Source organism: Bacillus sp. GW823-FHT06B01, assembly GCF_058952315.1.
In genome coordinates this window covers 1,212,869-1,233,596 of sequence record NZ_JBXAHR010000001.1, presented here as the reverse complement: position 1 = coordinate 1,233,596, position 20,728 = coordinate 1,212,869, and the positions used below count along the sequence as shown (strand labels likewise).

Annotated in this window: 12 protein-coding genes; 11 read left to right on the top strand and 1 reads right to left on the bottom strand. The window is 36.5% G+C overall.

Going from position 1 to position 20,728, the window contains the following annotated elements; genetic code table 11:
* Positions 1-10: 10 nt before the first annotated feature.
* The 10 genes from AC1Q8N_RS06420 to AC1Q8N_RS06375 all read left to right on the top strand — a co-directional run bounded on the left by AC1Q8N_RS06420 (position 11) and on the right by AC1Q8N_RS06375 (position 14,441).
* A complete protein-coding gene (locus tag AC1Q8N_RS06420; protein ID WP_061676478.1) occupies positions 11-901 on the top strand; it encodes a carbohydrate ABC transporter permease in 891 nt (296 codons plus the stop codon).
* A 14-nt stretch (positions 902-915) separates the two neighbouring features.
* Positions 916-1,905, top strand: coding sequence for a carbohydrate ABC transporter permease (locus AC1Q8N_RS06415; protein ID WP_098069238.1), 990 nt, complete (start codon positions 916-918; stop codon positions 1,903-1,905).
* 12 nt (positions 1,906-1,917) lie between these two features.
* The gene (gene gnpA / locus AC1Q8N_RS06410) at positions 1,918-4,089 is read left to right on the top strand and encodes a 1,3-beta-galactosyl-N-acetylhexosamine phosphorylase (RefSeq protein WP_098642820.1); all 2,172 of its coding nucleotides are present in this window, start codon (positions 1,918-1,920) and stop codon (positions 4,087-4,089) included.
* On the top strand, positions 4,079-4,246 hold the full coding sequence (locus tag AC1Q8N_RS06405; protein ID WP_180228545.1) for a DUF6903 family protein: 168 nt from the start codon (positions 4,079-4,081) through the stop codon (positions 4,244-4,246). Before gnpA ends, AC1Q8N_RS06405 begins: the two co-directional genes overlap by 11 nt.
* Positions 4,247-4,354: 108 nt before the next feature.
* The gene (locus AC1Q8N_RS06400) at positions 4,355-5,251 is read left to right on the top strand and encodes an ROK family protein (protein ID WP_098069236.1); all 897 of its coding nucleotides are present in this window, start codon (positions 4,355-4,357) and stop codon (positions 5,249-5,251) included.
* Positions 5,252-5,315: 64 nt separating this feature from the next.
* Positions 5,316-6,482: an SIS domain-containing protein gene (locus AC1Q8N_RS06395; protein WP_098069235.1), complete on the top strand. Its 1,167-nt coding sequence runs from the start codon at positions 5,316-5,318 to the stop codon at positions 6,480-6,482.
* 20 nt (positions 6,483-6,502) lie between these two features.
* Positions 6,503-7,651 carry an N-acetylglucosamine-6-phosphate deacetylase gene (nagA, locus tag AC1Q8N_RS06390; RefSeq protein WP_098069234.1) on the top strand — a complete coding sequence of 383 codons (1,149 nt, stop codon included), beginning with the start codon at positions 6,503-6,505 and terminating at the stop codon, positions 7,649-7,651.
* A 26-nt stretch (positions 7,652-7,677) separates the two neighbouring features.
* On the top strand, positions 7,678-8,613 hold the full coding sequence (lacC, locus tag AC1Q8N_RS06385; protein WP_098642818.1) for a tagatose-6-phosphate kinase: 936 nt from the start codon (positions 7,678-7,680) through the stop codon (positions 8,611-8,613).
* A gap of 15 nt (positions 8,614-8,628) precedes the next feature.
* Positions 8,629-9,636, top strand: coding sequence for a tagatose-bisphosphate aldolase (gene lacD, locus AC1Q8N_RS06380; protein ID WP_098069232.1), 1,008 nt, complete (start codon positions 8,629-8,631; stop codon positions 9,634-9,636).
* Positions 9,637-10,064: 428 nt separating this feature from the next.
* On the top strand, positions 10,065-14,441 hold the full coding sequence (locus AC1Q8N_RS06375) for an endo-alpha-N-acetylgalactosaminidase family protein (protein WP_493521130.1): 4,377 nt from the start codon (positions 10,065-10,067) through the stop codon (positions 14,439-14,441).
* 250 nt (positions 14,442-14,691) lie between these two features.
* Here AC1Q8N_RS06375 and AC1Q8N_RS06370 read toward each other — a convergent pair whose 3' ends face one another.
* Positions 14,692-18,192 (bottom strand): endo-alpha-N-acetylgalactosaminidase family protein, encoded by a 3,501-nt coding sequence (locus AC1Q8N_RS06370; RefSeq protein WP_493521129.1) that lies wholly within the window; start codon positions 18,190-18,192, stop codon positions 14,692-14,694.
* Positions 18,193-18,947: 755 nt separating this feature from the next.
* Between AC1Q8N_RS06370 and galT the strand changes: the two genes are divergently transcribed.
* Positions 18,948-20,438, top strand: a complete 1,491-nt coding sequence (galT, locus tag AC1Q8N_RS06365) for a UDP-glucose--hexose-1-phosphate uridylyltransferase (RefSeq protein ID WP_098847335.1) — start codon at positions 18,948-18,950, stop codon at positions 20,436-20,438.
* Positions 20,439-20,728 lie beyond the last annotated feature (290 nt).

The following is a 20,728-nucleotide window of genomic DNA, read 5'->3' as shown; positions in this document are numbered from 1 at the left end:
AGGTGATGGCATGAATAAGACAACAGAAAAAAGAATTTTTATTTTTGTTTGCACTGCACCGGCACTACTACTGTTAGCCATTTTTATGATTGTTCCTACAATTGAGGTATTCAGGATGTCCTTATATAAGTGGGGAGGATTTTCTAATAATAAGGTATTTGTTGGATTAGAAAACTTCAAGATTTTATGGAATGATATGAATTTCTTTCGATCTCTCCAAAACAGTATCGTATTAATTGTTATTGTTACACTTATCACGATGGTGATGGCGATCTTGTTTGCCACTTTGTTAACGAGAGAAAAAATAAAAGGTAAAAGTTTCTTTCAAATTATTTTTTATCTCCCTAATATTTTATCCGTTGTAGTTATCGCGGGAATATTTTCTGCAGTTTATGATCCGACTACAGGATTGTTAAATAATATACTTGCTTTATTTAACCTTGAAAATCTTCAAAAGATGTGGCTCGGCAATCAAAAGATTGCCATATACAGCATTGGCGGGGCACTCATTTGGCAAGCGATTGGTTATTATATGGTCATGTATATGGCGGCAATGGCAAGCATTCCGGAAAGTTTTTATGAAGCATCTGCTTTGGAGGGTGCTGGACGGGTCAGACAATTTTTCAGTATTACGTTACCGTTAATTTGGAATAACATTCGGACGACGTTAACTTTCTTCGTTATTAGTACGATTAATTTAAGTTTTCTACTCGTTCAAGCGATGACTGGTGGGGGACCTGACGGATCGACGGAAGTGTTTTTAAGCTACATGTATAAGCAGGCTTACACGAATTCTTCTTACGGTTACGGTATGGCTATTGGGGTGGTCATTTTCCTATTCTCATTCGCATTATCTGCAATTATAAGCGGTGTCACTAAAAGGGAAGTGTTGGAGTATTAAGGAGGTCCAAAACGATGGAAACACAAAAACGAATGACAACAGAAACAGCTTATCGAGATCCAAAAATGATGGAAACCGAAAAAGAAATGATTGTAGAAGCAGCTTATAAAGCCCCAAAAAAAGTTAAGCCCCAAAAAGGTATGACTACAGAAGCAATATATCGTTGTTTTATATATGTAGCACTGATTACGTTAGCAATTTCTATTATTATTCCTGTTGCATGGGTTTTCTTAGCCTCAATAAAGAAAAATTCAGAATTTTACGGAAGTCCTTGGGCCATGCCGAAAAGCTTGTATTTTCAAAACTTTATCGATGCTTTCCAAAAAGCAAACATGGGTACCTACATGTTGAATTCAGTCATGGTAACTGCGTTGGCTCTGCTTATTTTATTGATTGTGGCCTTACCAGCAGCCTATGTGTTGGCAAGATATACCTTTAGAGGAAGTAAATTAATAAATACTTTTTTTAAAGCTGGATTATTCATCAATGTGAACTACATTGTTGTTCCAATTTTCTTAATGTTATTGGACGGAGATACCTTTTTGCGAGGCCAACTAGGTGATGGATTTTTACTAGACAATTTATTTATTTTAGCTGTGGTATATGCGGCGACGGCGTTACCATTTACCATTTACTTGCTGACTAGTTTTTTTCAATCACTTCCATCCACGTATGAGGAAGCGGCGTTGGTCGATGGTGCCGGATATTTTAAAACAATGATTTCAGTCATGATTCCGATAGCTCGTCCAAGTATTATTGCCGTCATTTTATTTAATTTTCTTGCCTTTTGGAACGAATACATTATTGCCTTAACATTAATCCCAGGACCGAATAAAACGTTACCTGTTGGGTTAATGAACTTGATGGCAGCTCAGAAATCTGCTGCGAACTATGGTCAAATGTATGCAGGCATGGTTCTTGTCATGCTGCCAACTTTGATTTTATACATCATTGTTCAAAAAAAATTAACACAAGGAATGTCCCTTGGTGGTTTAAAGGATTAAAGGAGGATTTACATGAAAAAGAAAAAAGGCCGTGTTACTTTACCGAGTGAAGAAAATTTTCTTAAGGAAACAAAAGAATTGATGGAACGATGGGGTGCGGATGCGATTCGCGATAGTGATGGAACGAAACTAGATGATGATATTAAGCAATTGGATGCAAAAATTTATACGACTTATTTTGTTGCTCGAGCTCACAATGAGTTCGCAGAGAAGCACATGGATGAATGCCAGCAACTTTATTTAATGAGCTTATTCAATACTGCGCTTACTGACACCCTTGAAATTGATTTTATGAAAGGCTACTTTGAGGAACAGTTAAAGCCGGATTACGTTCACAACCCTAAAAAATACTGGGAGGTTATTGACCGGACAACCGGAGAAGTTGTTGATGTGAATGATTGGGAAGTAAATGAAGAGCAAAATCGTGTTTTGATTACGAAGGCGATTCCTTGGCATGAATATACGGTTTCATTCCTAGTCTATGCGATTTGGGATCCAACCCAAATGTACAATCATATTACTAATAATTGGGGAGATAAGCCGCATGATATTCCTTTTGATGTCAGGCAGCCACATTCCAATGAATTTATGAAAACCTATTTAAAACAATGGCTGACAGAAAATCCAGATACAGATGTGGTTAGGTTTACAACGTTTTTCTATCATTTTACCCTTGTGTTTAATAATCTTGGCAAAGAGAAATTTGTCGATTGGTTCGGTTATGGTGCTAGTGTTTCAGTTGCTGCTTTGGATGCTTTTCAAAAAGAAAAGGGCTATCGCTTAAGGCCAGAGGACATTGTTGATCAAGGCTATTATAATACTGCATTTCGAATTCCAACTCCTGCTTTTTTAGATTATATAGATTTTGTTCACAAGTTCGTTGCTGAAGAAGCAAAGAAACTTGTGGATATTGTCCATGAAAGTGGAAAAGAAGCAATGATGTTCCTTGGTGATAACTGGATTGGTACAGAACCATATGGGAAATACTTTGAAAATATCGGATTGGACGCAGTTGTAGGCAGTGTGGGCGGTGGAGCCACGTTACGTATGATTGCAGATATACCACATGTTCGTTACACAGAAGGGCGATTCTTACCTTATTTCTTCCCAGATACTTTTTACGAAGGTAATAACCCGACGATTGAAGCGAATGAAAACTGGTTAACGGCGCGAAGAGCTTTACTACGGAACCCTGTTGATCGTATCGGCTATGGCGGTTATTTAAGTCTAGCTTATCAATTCCCAGAATTTATCTCTTATATTGAAAAAGTTACGGAGGAGTTTCGTGAAATTCATGACACGATCAAAGGCGTTCAACCATATAGCGGTCTTAAAGTTGCAATTTTGAACTCTTGGGGCAAGTTGAGAACTTGGCAAACACATATGGTTGCTCATGCTCTATGGTATAAACAAATTTATTCTTATTTAGGTGTTTTAGAATCCTTGAGTGGGGCAGCCGTGGAAGTTTCGTTCATTAGTTTTGATGATGTCATTAACGATGGGATACCAGCGGATATTGACGTTATCATTAATGCTGGCGATGTAGGCACAGCTTTTTCAGGAGGGGCTAATTGGATTAATGAAAAGTTAGTCACTACAATCAGGGCCTGGATGTATAATGGCGGAGGCTTCATAGGTATTGGCGAACCGACAGCCTATCAGCATGAAGGACATTATTTTCAATTGGCAAACGTCTTAGGTGTTGACAAAGAACTAGGATTTAGCTTATCCACAGATAAATATTTTATTAATCCTGTCGAACATCATTTTATTTCTGCTGACAGCACCAAATTTGATTTTGGTGAAGGAATGAAAAACATTTATGCGTTATCAGATAAAACCGAAATAATTGAATATTCAAATGGTGAAGTCCATCTTTCTAGTCATCCGTTTGGAGAAGGTAGAGCTGTGTATATAGCAGGGCTGCCATATAGCGAAGAAAATACACGTCTACTGATGCGCGCGTTATACTATGCTGCCAATAAAGAAGGAGAATTTCAAAAATATCATGCGAGCAACATTTATTGTGAAGTCCATGCATATCCATCCATTCAAAAAATGGCGATTGTTAACAATTCAATGATCGAACAAAAGACAGTTGTATACGATGGACAAGGAAACAGAAAAGAAGTGACATTGGCACCTAGTGAAATCAGATGGGAGGATTTTCCGAATGAAGACTAATATTTTATTCATTATTAAAATTGTTGTGTTTATCGTATGCCTGTCTTTAATTATCATCTACCAAAAGACAGCTGGTAAATTCGAATTAGGTATGATGTTGATTGGATTAACTGGTCTCTTAGGGCTACTTTATGACTACAATCGGAAATACGTATAAATCAACCAGGACAAGTGAATCGATCAAGGAATCGCACATATATGTTCAACGATAACAATTATAGAAAAATATTCAAAATATCAAATATAAACCTAGGGGTGCGGACAAATGAAAAAGGCAGTCGGCATTGATATTGGGGGAACGAAGATTGCAGCGGGAGTCATTTCGGATACAGGCGAACTGCTTGAACGTTCGGAAATAAAAAGTGATCCTTCAGACCGGGAAAAAATGTTTGGTAAAGTTGTAGAAGCTGTGGAACAAGTTCTCAGAAAATCATCGATTTCCAACGCTGATATTGAGGGTATTGGCGTTGGGATACCAGGAAAAGTGGATTTCGAGAAGGGAATTGCCGTTTTTCAAAACAATTTACCTTGGAGGCAGTTTCCTATTTCAGTCCGTTTGCAAGAGCAATTTGGTATTCAGCGGGTCACGATTGACAATGATGTCTATATGGCTGCTTATGCCGAATGGAGAGCAGCACATGTAAAAGAGGATGAAACCTTTGTCTACGTGACTATAAGTACGGGAATATCTTGTTCTATCATTCATAAAGGCTCATTTTTTAGGGGGGCGGGATTTGCTGGAGAACTGGGTTTGATTCCTGTCCTCACGAGAGGGGGCAATGAACGATTAGAAAAAATTGCTGCTGGGCCAGGGATTCAGAGAATAGCAGAAAGGGACTTACAGGTAGATACGATTTCAACAAAGGATGTTTTTGCTCGTTATATAAATGGGGTACCAGAATATCAGTCCATCATCAATGAGGTAACTGATTATGTAGCTCAAGGTATTTATACGATTTCCTCCTTATTAGATCCACACAGAATGGTTTTTGGTGGCAGTGTCATTGTGAAAAATCCATTTCTACTGGAGTTGATTAAAGCGAAGCTGAAAATGTATCAGCTTCCTGAGCAACAACATCTTTTGGAGCAGATGAGTATCAGTACATTGGCGCAAAATAATGGAGTTACTGGTGCAGGCTTACGAGTATTTGAAGGTATGTAATGAGGCGGCGCCGGTCTTCTTTTATGGAGAGAATGATGGCAAATAGGTAGAGGAGTGGACGAATATGTTTACATTAAGTCAAGACAAATTAGTTTCGTTAGGTGCATCGATAACAACAGCGGAAATAAGACGGCAGCCTGATTTATGGGCTGAAACCTTTGCTCTGTATATGAAGAAAAGCGAGGGGATTGAAGAGTTTTTTCAAAAAATTGTAACGAAACACAACCGGGTTCGAGTTATTTTTACAGGCGCTGGAACGTCTGCCTATGTCGGTGATACAGTCACTCCTTATTTAATAGAAAAAGTCGATGAACAACAGTGGGAAGTACTAAGCATTCCGACAACTACGTTAGTTTCAAATCCTTACCAATTTTTCAAAAAGGATTTTCCGACTTTACTCGTTTCATTTGCTAGAAGCGGAAACAGTCCGGAAAGTGTTGCTGCTGTACAATTAGCTGAGCAAATAGTAACGGATTTGTATCAAATGACGATTACTTGTGCGAAAAACGGTAAATTAGCCAAACGGGCCGTGAATAATGAAAAAAATTTATTGCTATTGATGCCTGAAAAATCAAATGATCAAGGATTTGCAATGACAGGGAGTTATACTTGCATGGCGTTAACGGCATTACTCGTTTTTGATTCTATATCAACAGAAGAAAAATCGAAGATAGTGAAAAAAATCCATCAAATGGGTGAAAGTGTCATTCAAAGAGAAGACATTATCCAAAAGATAGTAGATTTTGATTTTGACCGAATTATTTACTTAGGTTCTGGTAGTTTAGAAGGTTTAGCAAAAGAATCGCAATTAAAAATATTAGAACTGACAGCTGGGAAAATTGTAACCGCATTTGATTCACCGCTTGGCTTCCGACACGGTCCAAAATCATTTCTAAACGAAAAATCATTGGTTTTTGTTTTTGTTTCTAACCATCCGTATACACGTCAATATGATTTAGATATGTTAAAAGAAATGCAGCAGGACAACATTGCCAGTTATATTTGTGCCATCGAGGTTGATGGAGAAACTAATTATACTGGCAATAGGTTTGTATTCAGCAGAGAGGCTCAGTCTATACCAGATGCTTACTTAGCGTTACCTTTTGTCATCATTGGGCAAACAGTCTCTCTGTTAGCTTCAGTAAAAGTAGGCAATACACCGGATACCCCTTCACCGACAGGAACAGTGAACCGAGTCGTTAAAGGTGTTACTATCTACGAATATGAGTAACTAGGATTGGGGAAATATACATGACTATTTTTATTTTTGCAGATAAGTTTTTTCTTGAAGAGATGGTCATAGGGCCTGGATTTTTAGAAGTAAAAGACGGAAAATTCGGTGTTTTCTTAGAGGATAGGCCGAAGGAAACGGCAAAAATTATTGAGTATAGAGGACATTGGATCGCTCCTGGTCTAGTAGATACACATATTCATGGATTTAGAAATCACGACATTATGGACAATAGTTTTGAAGGATTGAACCAAATTTCGATAGGACTCCTGTCATGCGGCGTTACATCTTTTTTACCGACAACTTTAACATCCTCAAAAGAATCGTTAAATAACGTCGTTGAAATGATTGGTGCCAATTACAAGAGAGTACAAGGTGCAAAAATTAAAGGTATCTTTTTAGAAGGACCATTTTTTACTGAAAAGCATAAAGGAGCACAGAACACGAAATATTTTTGTGACCCATCAGTTGAAATGTTGAAAGTTTGGCAGGAATTATCAAATAATGCTATTAAAAAAATTGCGATTGCACCTGAAAGGAAAGGGGCGGCGGAATGTATTGAATATGCTGTAGGAGAAGGGATTGCAGTGGCGTTGGCTCACAGTGACGCAACTTATGAAGAAGCAAAGCAAGCGGTTGAAAAAGGAGCTTCCATTTTTATTCATACTTTCAATGGAATGAGTCCATTGCATCATCGTGAGCCGGGGATGGTCGGAGCGGCCATGAATCTAAAAGATGTTTTTGCCGAAATCATATGTGATGGACATCATGTACATCCCGTTGCATCAAATATTTTAATGAATATCCGCGGCAGAGAAAGGGTTGTAATGGTGTCTGATTGTATGATGGCTGGAGGTATGCCTGAAGGGATTTATCAACTAGGAGAGTTTCCGGTGAAAGTAAAAGATGGGATGGCTCGTTTGGAAAGCGGAAGTTTAGCCGGGAGCATTTTGCAATTAAAAGATGCTGTCAAAAATGTCGTCGAGTGGGGAATTGCTACACCTGAGGAAGCAATTTACATGGCGAGTACTGCACCAGCAAAAAGTATGCAGCTCGATGGCGAATGCGGGAAGATTGCTGAGGGATATGCTGCTGACTTTATTGTGATGACACCGGAGATGGATGTAACTGCTACCTATCTTGACGGTGTATGCCGTTTTCAAGCTTAAACAAATTTCTGAAAGAGGGATTACCAATGATACTATCTGTCACCATGAATCCATCGGTCGACATTTCCTATCCGATTCATGAATTAAAGTTAGATGCTGTTAACCGTGTGGAAGCCGTTCATAAAACTGCTGGTGGAAAAGGTTTGAATGTTGCACGAGTAATTGCTCAAATGGATGAAGTTGTTCTAGCGACAGGTGTGCTTGGTGGTACGATTGGTGAATACATTATTCAAGAATTGAATAATGTCAATATTCCAAATGAATTTTTAAAAATCAAAAAAGAATCAAGAAATTGTATTGCTATTCTTCATGAAGGGATGCAAACAGAGATTTTAGAATCTGGGCCGACATTATCTAAAGAAGAGGGAACTGATTTTCTAAAAAAATTCGAATATCTACTTACAACAGCTTCACTTGTGACAATTTCGGGCAGTTTACCGAAAGGATTACCGACTAACTACTATTATCAAATGTTAGAAATCTGTCATGAAAATGGAATTCCAGTAATTATGGATTCGTCAGGGGAATCTTTGAAACAAGCGATGCTTCATAAAGAAAAACCATTCGCCATCAAACCGAATAAAGCGGAATTATCACAACTGTTGGGCATTGACATGGAGGCGGGAATCATAGAACTAAAGCAAGCATTAAACAATGAATTATTTACTGGAATTGAGTGGATTATCGTATCGATGGGTAGTGAAGGTGCATTTGTTAAACATAGCAAGGACTATTATAGAGTTATGGTCCCAAAAATAGAAGTGGTCAATCCTGTAGGGGCTGGTGATGCAACAGTTGCAGGATTAGCTGTTGCACTACATCAACATCAAACAGTGGAGACTGTTCTTAAAACGGCGATGACTACAGGAATGTTAAATACGATGGAAGCTGAAACTGGTTATATTAATGTGAATAAGTTTAAACAATATTTTGATCTCGTTAAAGTTGAACAAATAGATTGATAGAGGAGAATGTTGATGTTAGAACTAACCAAAAATAAATTGGAAGCTCTAAAACGTTTATCTGCAGAAAATGGAATAATTGGTGCATTGGCTATTGACCAGCGTGGATCATTGAAAAAAATGATTGCGTCTGGCGGTGTGAGTCAAGTTGGAGATGAGGGCATTACCCGTTTTAAAGAAGTAGTTTCTGAGGAATTAACACCATTTACAACAGCGATTCTTTTGGACCCGGAATACGGTTTGCCAGCGGCTAAAGTCCGAGATAAAGAATCAGGCTTAATCGTAGCGTATGAAAAAACTGGATACGATGCGTCAGAAGTAGGACGGCTACCAGATTTATTAACAGAATGGTCAGTGAAACGATTAAAAGATGCAGGTGCCGATGCAATTAAATTCTTACTCTACTATGATATCGATGAAGATGAAAAAATTAATAACTATAAACATGTTTATATGGAACGTATCGGATCTGAATGTGCAGCTGAAGACATACCATTTTTCTTAGAAATCGTTACTTATGATGCTGAAAGTGATAATGTGAAAAATAAAGCATACGCAAAAATAAAACCTTATAAAGTGATTGAGTCCATGAAGGAGTTCTCAAAGCCGCAATATAAAGTAGATGTATTAAAAGTAGAAGTTCCAGTAGATATGAACTATGTGGAAGGATATACAGAAGGTGAATTTGTTTACAGTAAAGAAAAAGCAGCTTCTTATTTCAAAGAACAAAGTGAAGCAACGAAGCTTCCATTTATTTTCCTTAGTGCAGGAGTAAGCGCAAAATTATTTCAAGAAACATTAAAATTTGCTAAAGAATCCGGTTCTACCTTTAATGGAGTATTATGTGGTCGGGCAACTTGGAAAGACGGTGTCATGCCGTTTGCTATAGGCGGTGAACAAGCAGGTCGTCATTGGTTAAAAGATATTGGTAAAAGGAATATTGAAGAATTGAATCTCGTGTTGAAAGAGACGGCTAATTCATGGTTTGCTAAAGTGAAAGTAACAGCTGAGCTGCAAAGTTAGTACAATATCTTTTCTTCCATGTTTAAATGGAATGAAGAAAAATGAGTAGACATTCGTCTGCTCATTTTCTAGTTGCGTCCAGTATGGCCACAAATGCTAAGATGAAAGCGCAGAACAGTTAAGTGAGTTGTGATCATGATTAAAAAAGGGAGAGTAACCTTTACATGTGAATAAACCAAAGATTGTTAATTATCGTATGAAATTTAATAAAAACATCCTTGAAAAGGTGATAATATCCTTATTTTGTAAGCGTTTTAAAAAGACAATATAACTAAAAAAAGAAACAATATCTTTATTGAGTGGGCGCTTGAAAAAAACTATTCTAAACATAAGTGAAAGCGGTACCTTTCAGGTTTTGGTATATTTTTAAAAATGAATGTGCAGGTATTGTTTTTAACTGAAATTTAAATTTCAAAGGGGGAGAAGAATTGGAGAGTAAGCATTTCAAGAGAGTTTTTAATATCCTTCTTGCACTTGTGCTAATTGTGCCGACATTTTTAGTGAGCATGATGGTGCCATTACATGTAGGAGCAAATGTGTCTAATCCATGGGTTACAATTTCATCTGGAGGAAACGAAATCAATGCAATAATAGAACAAAATGGGAAGTCCTATGTAAGGCTTGGAGCAGGTGCCGGAAATGATAATGGGGCTAAAGCTGCAATTTTTCAAGAACAAAATAAAATCGCTAAAGAATCGGGAACGATGGCGTATACCTTTACTCCAGAAACCAGTGGAGAAGATACTAGATTCGGTTTCTATCCTCACTATATTGACAATAATAACTTCGTTTTTGTAGGCTACGACTCACTTGGATGGTTCTATGAATACAAATATCAAGGAAAAGGTGATTGGTTAAAAACGAGACCGAATGTTTCACTTCCAGAGGCTGGGACCTCACATTCCATAAAAATTGATTATAACGCAACCACTTTGAATATTACATTAGATGGAAACGATTTATTTGGACCGGTTACGTTGCCTAATGATGTAAAGAACCTCCTTACAGGTAAGGAAGCAGTTAAACTTGGTGCTTTTGGAGATAAAAAAAGTCAAGTCCTCATTGAATTAGGAGATGCACCTGAGGATGGAGGCACGAATCCAGGAGATGAAAAACTTGTCGACATTACGGATAATAAACTAGAAGAAGGCGACTTGAAAATTATCTCTGGCGACGGAAAAGTTACCTATAATGAAGATGGTTCAGCAACTTTTGGTGTTACATCTACCCAAAAAAATCGAATTGTCTACAACCAAATGAAAGGAATTAAAAATGGTGTTTTTGAAGCGGATGTTACTACTAATACTGATAAGATGAATCGCTTTGGATTCATTTATCGTGTTCAAAATGCATCTGCATACACTTATGTGGGAACAGGGGATACGAACGACCAGTATTTTGGTGAAACATTTGGACCTATAAACAATTGGACGTCGATGACTTCAAACGTGCCGTTAAAAGCAAAACAAACATACCATTTACGTTTAGTATTCATGGACGATGTTGCGACGTTATACATTGATGATAAAAAGGTAGACTCTTGGACTTTAACTGGTGGTGTAGATCAAGCGGGGGGACTAGGGTTTGAAAAAAGCCGAGGTGCTGCTGATATTACGATTTCTAATATCAAAATCAAAGAATATAGTGCGCCAAAACCTCCAGATACCACGCCAGTAGAAGATACATTAAAGTCAAAGTATATGGATGTTACAATTGATCAAGTATTTCCACGGGTTGTGAAATACAAAGTTGGCAATAAAGTAATGAATGGGCAAGAATCACCTGTGTACGGATTGAAAGTAAATGGTTCCTTATACTATCCTAAAGTAAGCTTTGAAAAGTTAAGCGATAGTGAAGTGCTATATACATTAAAAGTTGTGGATGAAATGAAAAACCTTGATGCTGTATTTAAAGTATCTTTGAAAGTAAATGATAATAAAGTTATTTATAGTTTCGATGAAATTAAAAATAATGGTAGTGCAAAAATTGAAACAGTTGAGTTTGCAGATATGAACGTTATCTCAGTAAATTCGGAGCAAAAAGGTGCAAAAGCTAAATTAACGAATATTAGTACTGATGTTAGGAAATCAGGAGATGTGGATGTAAGCATAGATTCTTCCATGGGAGAAATAGGTACATCTACTAAAAATTATACTGCATTTTTGTCAACTGACGAATTGAGTGCGGGTGTATGGTCCAGTTCAGAAGTGGATGGTTATAAAAACTTAGTTGCAAATCGATATGTAAATAAGAATGGTTCTAAGGCAATGGGGATAGGTTCTAGTGCACTCTATTACCAAAGAGATTTTATGCCAGAACCACAAAAAAATAAACCAACTATTAAAATAGCTATAGCTAAAGATTTGAATACTGATAATAAGACAGATTGGCAAGATGCGGCGATTGCATACCGTGATATTATGCAAGACATTAAAGGATATCAAGATGTAAACAATAATGTTGGAATGCGTATTGCAATGAATTTCGGATCACAAGCACAACAACCATTCTTAAAAACAGCAGATAATATTAAAAAGGTTGCTCTTGCTACAGATGAATTGGGGCAAGCTGTTTTATTAAAAGGATATGCAAACGAAGGACATGACAGTGGTCATCCGGATTATGGTAATGTAGGTGAGCGTATGGGTGGCGTGAAAGATTTGGATACGCTTATTAAAGAGGGGCATAAGTATAATACCCAATTTGGTGTCCATATCAATGCGCAGGAAGTTTATCCTGAAGCGAAAGCTTTCAACAATGATTTTATTGATCGTCCAAATTCTTTAGGATGGGGATGGCTAGATCAATCTTATACAATTAATAAATTAAAAGATTTGTATACTGGAGCTCGTGCGAAAAGACTAGATGAATTGAAAGCTGCTGTTTCAGATCTTGACTTTATTTATTTAGATGTATGGTATCAAAATCAATGGGAATCAAATAGAATAGCAGATCAATTTAAAGATAGGGGCTGGAGACTAACAACGGAATTTGGTGGTTCTATGGCCAATTATTCAACGTGGCAACACTGGGCTACCGATAAAAACTACGGTGGACCGGAAAGCAAAGGTATCAACTCAGAAGTACTACGCTTTATTAGCAATCACCAAAGAGATTCTTGGGTGTTGAATTGGCCTGAAGTAGGAGGAACCGCTGATCATCCATTGCTTGGTGGATTTGAATTAGCTGGTTTCGAAGGGTGGCAATCTGATAAGAATTTTGATAATTTTATTCGCATGACATTTGATACGAATATACCTACTAAATTCTTACAAAAATATTATGTAACGAATTGGACAGCTGTAGAAGGGGATAAAAGCAAGACAAACTTAGAAAAGGAAATAAAATTGAAAGACCCAAGTAATGGGGATGTTGTCGATGTAACTAGAAAAGACAATTCTAGGGAACGTGTGATTACACTGAATGGAAACGTTGTACTTGATGGACACACTTATTTAATTCCTTGGGTGAAACAAGACTTTAAAAATCCAACTTCTAATTCTGAAAAACTATATCATTGGAATTTGGAAGGTGGTACAACTACTTGGACACTTCCAGATGAATATAAAGATGCATCTAGTGTATATGTATACAAACTGACAGATCGTGGTAGAGCAGATATGAAAGAAGTCAAGGTCGTAAATAATAAGGTAACTTTGACAGTTAGTGCGGCAACACCTTATGTTGTTGTACTAAAAAGAGATAAAGGTTTGGAAATTCTTGATTATGATTGGAGCAAGGGTGCTCATATATATGACGCGGGATTCAATACAGGAAAAGTAAGTGCATATACAACTATTGAGGGGGATAACAAAGCTATAAGCGCCGTTAGAACGAATCAAACTGGAAGCAACCGCAATGTAAGTAGTGGAGATTACTACTTGAATATTGATAGTCCGTCAAAAGATACAACTGTTTCCCGTGTCCTTACTGGTTTGGAACCAGGTAAAGATTATGTAGCAGAGGTATATGTTGAAAACAATAGTGATGTAAAGGCCGGAATTACAGTAACAGGTGGGAAAGAAGACGTTAACAATTACACACTTCGAAGCCTGCAAAAGAACTATGTTAAGGCAGATTCACATGCCTCAAATGATGGATACAATAGCAAAATGCAAATCATGCAAGTGAGCTTTACAGCTGTAACGAATAAAGCTAAATTAACTCTCAGCCGTGATTCTGGAAAAGGAGACACAAAATTTGATGATATTCGGATCGTTCAAAAGTCCTTAAAAAATTATGTCTCACCGACAGAATTTAAACAAGATTTTGAAACGGTGGTACAAGGAATTTACCCATTCGTTATTGGTAACACAGAAGGGGTAGAAGACAACAGAATTCATTTGTCTGAATTGCATGCTCCATATACGCAAAAAGGATGGGCAGGCAAAAAATTAGTCGATGATGTATTAGGTGGGAATTGGTCTGTTAAAGTGAACACTGGAAACAAAGGTTTGCTGTACCGTACTATTCCTCAAAATTATCGTTTCGAACCTGGCGTAACTTATAAAGTATTATTTGACTATCAAACGACAGCAAATGCATTCCGCTTTATTTCAGGGGATCAAGAAATTGATGTTCGAGACATTGCGAGTGCAAAGGGATTGAGTGTGAATAACACTCTTACTGCATCTACTGACACAAAAACAGCAGAGTTTACTGTGACAGGTTCTGAGAACGGTCAAACTTATGTTGGGATTTTCAGTGATGGAACGAATTTAAACGGGGATACCGGAGCAGGTACGTTTATTTTAGATAATTTACGTATTGAAAAGGTGATTTCAGGGGGAGGGACAGAGAGGTAAAAATCTCTATTAAGTTAAAAGTAGTTTTATCGTTCGAGTAATATTGCGAATGAAAAGAGGGTAACCTAAAAGTAGCTGAGTAGCTATATGGGTTAACCTCTTTTTGATATAAGTATGTCACCACAACCAAATTACGGACAGAAAGGAACAATCCTCTTATATTTATAGAGTATAAAAAAAGAAGTTGTCTCCAAAAGATCATTTTTAAGGACCTTTTGGGACAACTTCTTTCAATATAAAGCAACGGATTCTATTTATTTGAAACTACTTCAATAACTAGATTATCAAGCATAATATCTTTATAACCGTTAAAGTTAGCTTGTGAGCCTTTCACACCGTTAGTATTAGCTGCTTTATTAGTGGAATAAATCCCAAACCAGCTTTGCCCCGATCCATCTCCTGTTAAAGTAAAGGAATATGTGCCAGCTTTTGCATTCTTATCACTACTTGCGGTTGATTTTAATTCCTCCTTAGTTAATACTCCTTTTTCTTCAAATGGAGCATTACCTGTCACAACTGCATACGTTCCATCACTACCTACCTCATAATCAAAAGTAATTTTATACGTTACTCCTGGTTTAAATGTGAAGTTCTGAGGGATAGTTTGGTACACAAGAGCATCACCTTCCGTTAATCCATTCGTTTTAAGTGACCATTTACCTGCGATAACATCATTTACTATTTTTTGATTCCAACCTCTTTGCGTATACGGTGCATGTAATTCAGACAGGTGGGTTCTATTATCTTCTACGCCTTCAATATTACCAATTACAAACGGATAGATGCCTTGTACAACATTTTCAAAGTCTTGTACGAATTTATTATTGCTTACTTGGTTTTCAGCATTACTTTCCACGATGCGAATATCATCAAAGTAACTTGCACCATTTCCAGCATCTCTAGATAAATCAATTGTTACATCGGATGTTTTTTTACCAGTTTCAAAAAATACATACATGTTTTGGAAGTAACTTGTTCCATCCACAGTTGAAGTCATTTGACCATCAGCTTTTGCTTGCTCTGAGCCTAATGTATTATGTGCGTATGCTCTTACATAGTTTTTAGCGATAGATTTACCAGTACTATTCGTATACTGTTTGTTGTTAGAAGTAATTGTGATGCTTGCTTGTGCTTCACTTCGGTTGTCTATACCAACATATGCAGCATACTTTGTATTAGGTTTTAGGTCTGTTAATTTTTGGGTAACATTTACTTTCTTTTTATTGTTGGAGATTGTTAGCATATTATTATTACCTTCACTCTTCGTAATCTGAACTGCTTTTGAGTCTCCTTTGATTTTCCAATCTTTTAGGGAATTACTGTTAAAGCCAGTATCTATAAGATGCATTCCTTCACTCCATTTAACATCTTTATTGGATTTTGGCCCTTTATAAATTACATATGCAGTAGATTTTTTTGCATCTAATGTGATTTTTCCATTTTCAATTTTAACATTTTTCATTTTCTCTTTACCTAATTCTGTTAACTCATACACTTTAACGGTACCTTGCCAACCAGTAGGGACAGTCCACGTTGTTTTTCCACCGTTTGTGTTCCAATGATATAATTTTTCATTATCTGCTGATAATTTTTTACCATTTTGATCCCAAGACCATGGGAATAAATACTTTTCGTCACCAGGTTTACCTTCAAATATTTGCTTGCCATTTAATGTCATAGTTCTCGTTCGATAGCCATCTTTATCATTTGCAAAATCATTTGATTTTCTTTCAATTGTAAGTGTATTTTCACTAGATTCGTCTTTTAATACTGTCTTCATACCTGGTACCCAGTTGTAAGTTTGTTGTTTATCATCTATCATTTCAACTGCTTTTCCATTTTCCCACTGTGTTACTTTATAATGTTGAATGAATTTGCTTGGAACATTCACCGCAAATAAGTTATCAATATACGCTTTGTAGTCACTTCTACCTTGCCAACCTTCAAAGTCTTTCATACTGTATCCACCTAATAATGGAGCATCTGCGTCGCCTCCATACTTAGGATAGTTACCAATCCATGCATCTTTTTGATGGTTTTTAATGAAACGAGTGATAGTACTATTGATACCTTTTAAGGTATACCCGCCGTAAGTCAAATCGGCTGCCCAGTGTTGGAATGTGGAATCGTACTCGTTCGCATATCCCCACTCACTGCCTAAGCGCCAACCTAAACTGTTTATTTCTTTACTTAATTGACGGCTCGGCCATGTACTATTATCACCTGACTGTCCATTACCCCAAACGTCTACATAAATAAAATCTAATTCATTCTTCTTGCCACCAAGAGCATCATATAAATCTTTGAATCGTTGTGCTCGGCCATTTCTTAAATCATAATCAGCATTAATGTTTATTCCTTGATCGATCCAGTTCCAACCATACTTATAAGTTCCATCTGGATTTTTTAATAAACGATCTTCTTGGAAGTATTTTGACTCTGGATACGTTTCACTTGCATTCACATGAACACCAAAAGTTGCCCCATATTCTTTACCCCTCGTTAGCAATGTTTTCATGTCCTTTGCACCGCCAATTCGGGTTCCAATGTCAGCATAATTTAAATGACCAGAATCATGCCCTTCACTACCATAACCTTTTAGTAGAATAGATTGCCCTAGTCCATCAGTATTTAGGTGAAATTTTTTCACTCCGTCTAAAGCCATTAAGAAAGGGTTTTGGGCTTGACTGCCAAAGTTCATGTTCACACGGTAACCAACTAGGTCTGGAACTTTTTCTGCTCCTAGAGGTTCGTTCATAATTTTCCTATAAGCAATTGCTCCGTCTTGCCAGTTTATTTTTTTATCATCATTAGCGTCAGCAGTAATGATAACCTTCACAGACGGCATTTCATCTACCTTATTAACTGTCCCGTCCTTTAGCTCTAGAGTGCCATCTTCTTTACGATGTTCTTCTGACTTTTGATACGTCCAGAATGTACTACTTAGACCAATTGTTTTTTTTCCTGCACTATTAGTCGTAGCATTTGCCGTAATTCTTTGAGCATCAGTCTTTGCAGCATAAGAATCTGGAGCTAATTTTTTTACTAAACTATTCTCCGTATTAGACCATATACTTGCACTCAATTCATCAGTAGAAAGAAAAGTATACATATATCCTTCTTGCTCTTCATCTTTCGTATTTAAATTTTCATCAACCTTTACTTGTCTGTCACCATTGATATGTGTATTTGTTGACATCTGTACACCGTCTAGCACTGCATCTTTTTGACTGTTATTTACAGAAATTAAATTATGATTTGGAATTTCAATAGTTTTTACAATTTTGTTGTCGACGATCTTTGTAATATTGAATTCTAATATATTTTCTTTAACAACGAACTCAGCAGTAATAACCGCAGAAATATTGTTATTAGTGTCTATTACCGTCATTTCATATACAACTTTATCTGATAAAACTTTTGCTTTGACTTTTGGTTTTACTGCTACGTCATTAATAAGGATTGTATCTAATGCCTCAGTCTGTCCGTAAAAAGTCTTTCCTGCATCATTTCCAGATTTTAAATCGTATTGAATGACTCTTGGAAAATTCACATCAACAAGAACGTTCATTTGATTAGATGAAATAACCGCATTTGGACTTTGAGAAATAATTTGATTTTCAGCTTGTATAGTATCCGTGGTGCTCTCAGCTTGGATTAGGTAACCATTTGTAAAACAAGTAGAACCTACGACACAACCCGATACAAGTGTTGCGATCGTCCTCCTGAATTTCTTTTTTGATTTTTTCATATGTACCCCCTCGTTTTCGATTTTGGCACTTTTGATATTGATGGTTCTTCACAGGTATAGATCACTTTTTGGCCTTTTAAACTTAATATTTTGATAGAATGTAAAGCTTGTATAGTAGTTGAGAATCTATTAAAACCAGAAGTAGTTTCTAGTATCTATCTGTACCCATAGATTACTTTTTGTGAAGCGCTTACACAAGAGAGATATTGCTCTGTTTTTTAGAAATATTGTTTTTTGTAATGTTGAAAATAAGATAAATAAAAAATAATTCTGGCTTATAAAGATAGGATTATTTTATTTGAGAAGCTCATTAAAAATTAAACGGCGGCGATACTGGAGCAGATGCGTTTATTATTGAAAAGCTACATTCAGGAGAGGGACACAGAGATACAGATTAGGGTTTAAGATAAAGGTAGTTTTATATTCTGTGTATTATTGCGTTTATTAAATCGTCAGAAATTGTTCTTCAAAAAATGTACCTTTTTATGTTTTTAGTGAGATGTTAAAAGTGAAAAGCAAGATGTATAAAAAATACGACAAGATGTTGATTGTAGAAGTGTTTTTACATACGTATAATGTAACAAAATAGCTTACTAAACGGGCGATTCAAGTATGCTAATAGTTTCTTCGGAGAAAGCAAAACGTAAATTAGAATGGTGGTTATCCTATACGTCTGTTCATAAAATGATAAAAGGTACATAGAACTTGCATCGTAACAACGTAAACCGCTATAAGGTTAGAGGAGGTATATACTGATGATATATCAAGCTATTCAGCAGTTAATTGATCGTGCTATTGAAGTTCAATTAATTGAAAAAGAAGATGAAATATATACAAGGAATCAAATCCTTTCCTTACTTCGTTTAGATGACTTTATAGTGGAAGCGTCAGCGCCCGCACCTGCAAAGAAAGCAATTTCAGAGTTATTGGAAGAGTTAATTGAATATGCTTGTATGCATAAAGTCATTGAGTCAGTAATGGACGAGAGGGAAATCTTAGCAAGTGCAATTATGGATGTTTTTATGTCCAAACCGACTGTTATTAATACTCTATTTTATAAAAAATTCGAACAAAATCCGAAGGCTGCGACAAATTACTTCTATGAATTAAGTAAAAACAGCAACTATATACAAATGAAGCAAATTGCCAAAAATATAAATTATAAAGTAAATACGGAATATGGTGCCATTGATATAACAATTAATTTATCAAAACCGGAAAAAGACCCGAAACAAATTGCTAGAGAGAGAGTACTGGAAAGTACAAATTATCCAAAATGTTTACTTTGTATTGAGAATGAAGGATATAGAGGCAGAACTGGACATCCAGCACGATCGAATCATCGTATGATCCGGATGAATCTTACAGATGAAAGCTGGTTTCTACAGTATTCTCCGTATATATACTTCAATGAACACTGCATTGTATTGTCCTCAGAACATCGAGATATGAAAATTGACCGTCAAACATTTTTACGTTTGTTAAAATTTGTAGGAAAATTCCCACATTATTTCCTTGGGTCCAATGCAGATTTGCCAATTGTAGGAGGGTCTATTCTAACACATGACCACTATCAAGGTGGAAACTATGAATTTGCTATGGCAAATGCATCAAACGACCTAATTTTTGAACTAACTAACTTTCCAGAAATGCAATGTTCTATTATTAAATGGCCTATGTCAGTTATTCGCTTAAGAAGTAAAGACATAGAACAAATAGTAAATGCAGGGGAGTACATATTAGATAGGTGGAAGGAATATAGTGATCCGTCTGTTAATATATTTGCATTTACGAATGTTGTTCCACATAATACGATTACGCCGATTGCCCGTTACCGGAATGGTATGTATGAATTGGACCTTGTTTTGCGAAACAATCGTACAAGTGAAGAACATCCGCTAGGTATTTTCCACCCTCATGCGGAAATACAACATATTAAAAAGGAAAATATCGGTCTAATTGAAGTAATGGGGTTAGCTGTACTTCCGGCGCGTTTAAAAACAGAACTTCAGGAAGTGGAAAAATTCTTACTTAACATTCCAAGTGATATTCCAACGCTTCATATACGATGGGCAGAACAATTAAAAATCAAATATGACAATCGGATACATGAACAAAATGTACAGGAGATAGTAAGAGCAGAATTAGGAAAGAAATTTATACAGGCGCTTGAAGATGCTGGCGTTTTTAAACGAGATGACGAAGGGATATCGGCGTTTAAACGTTTTATTCAGACCTTACATTAGGAATGGACTTAGTAGTGTTATTGATTACAAAATGACCTAATTATATGATAGGGGAGGTAATTAGATGGGGAAGTGTGAGCATAAGCAACTACAGGAATTGAAACAGATAGGCGGCCCTATATTAATGATGTGTATAAAATGTAATCAAATAATTAAAGTGTCCAAAGGATCCATTACAAAAATAAAGTAAGAAAGAATGACACGCATATCTTCTTAGTGTGTGATGAACAAATTCCCGATTGATTCAAGTTGCTAAAAGAATAGCAAAAATAAAAAACATCTCATAAGAA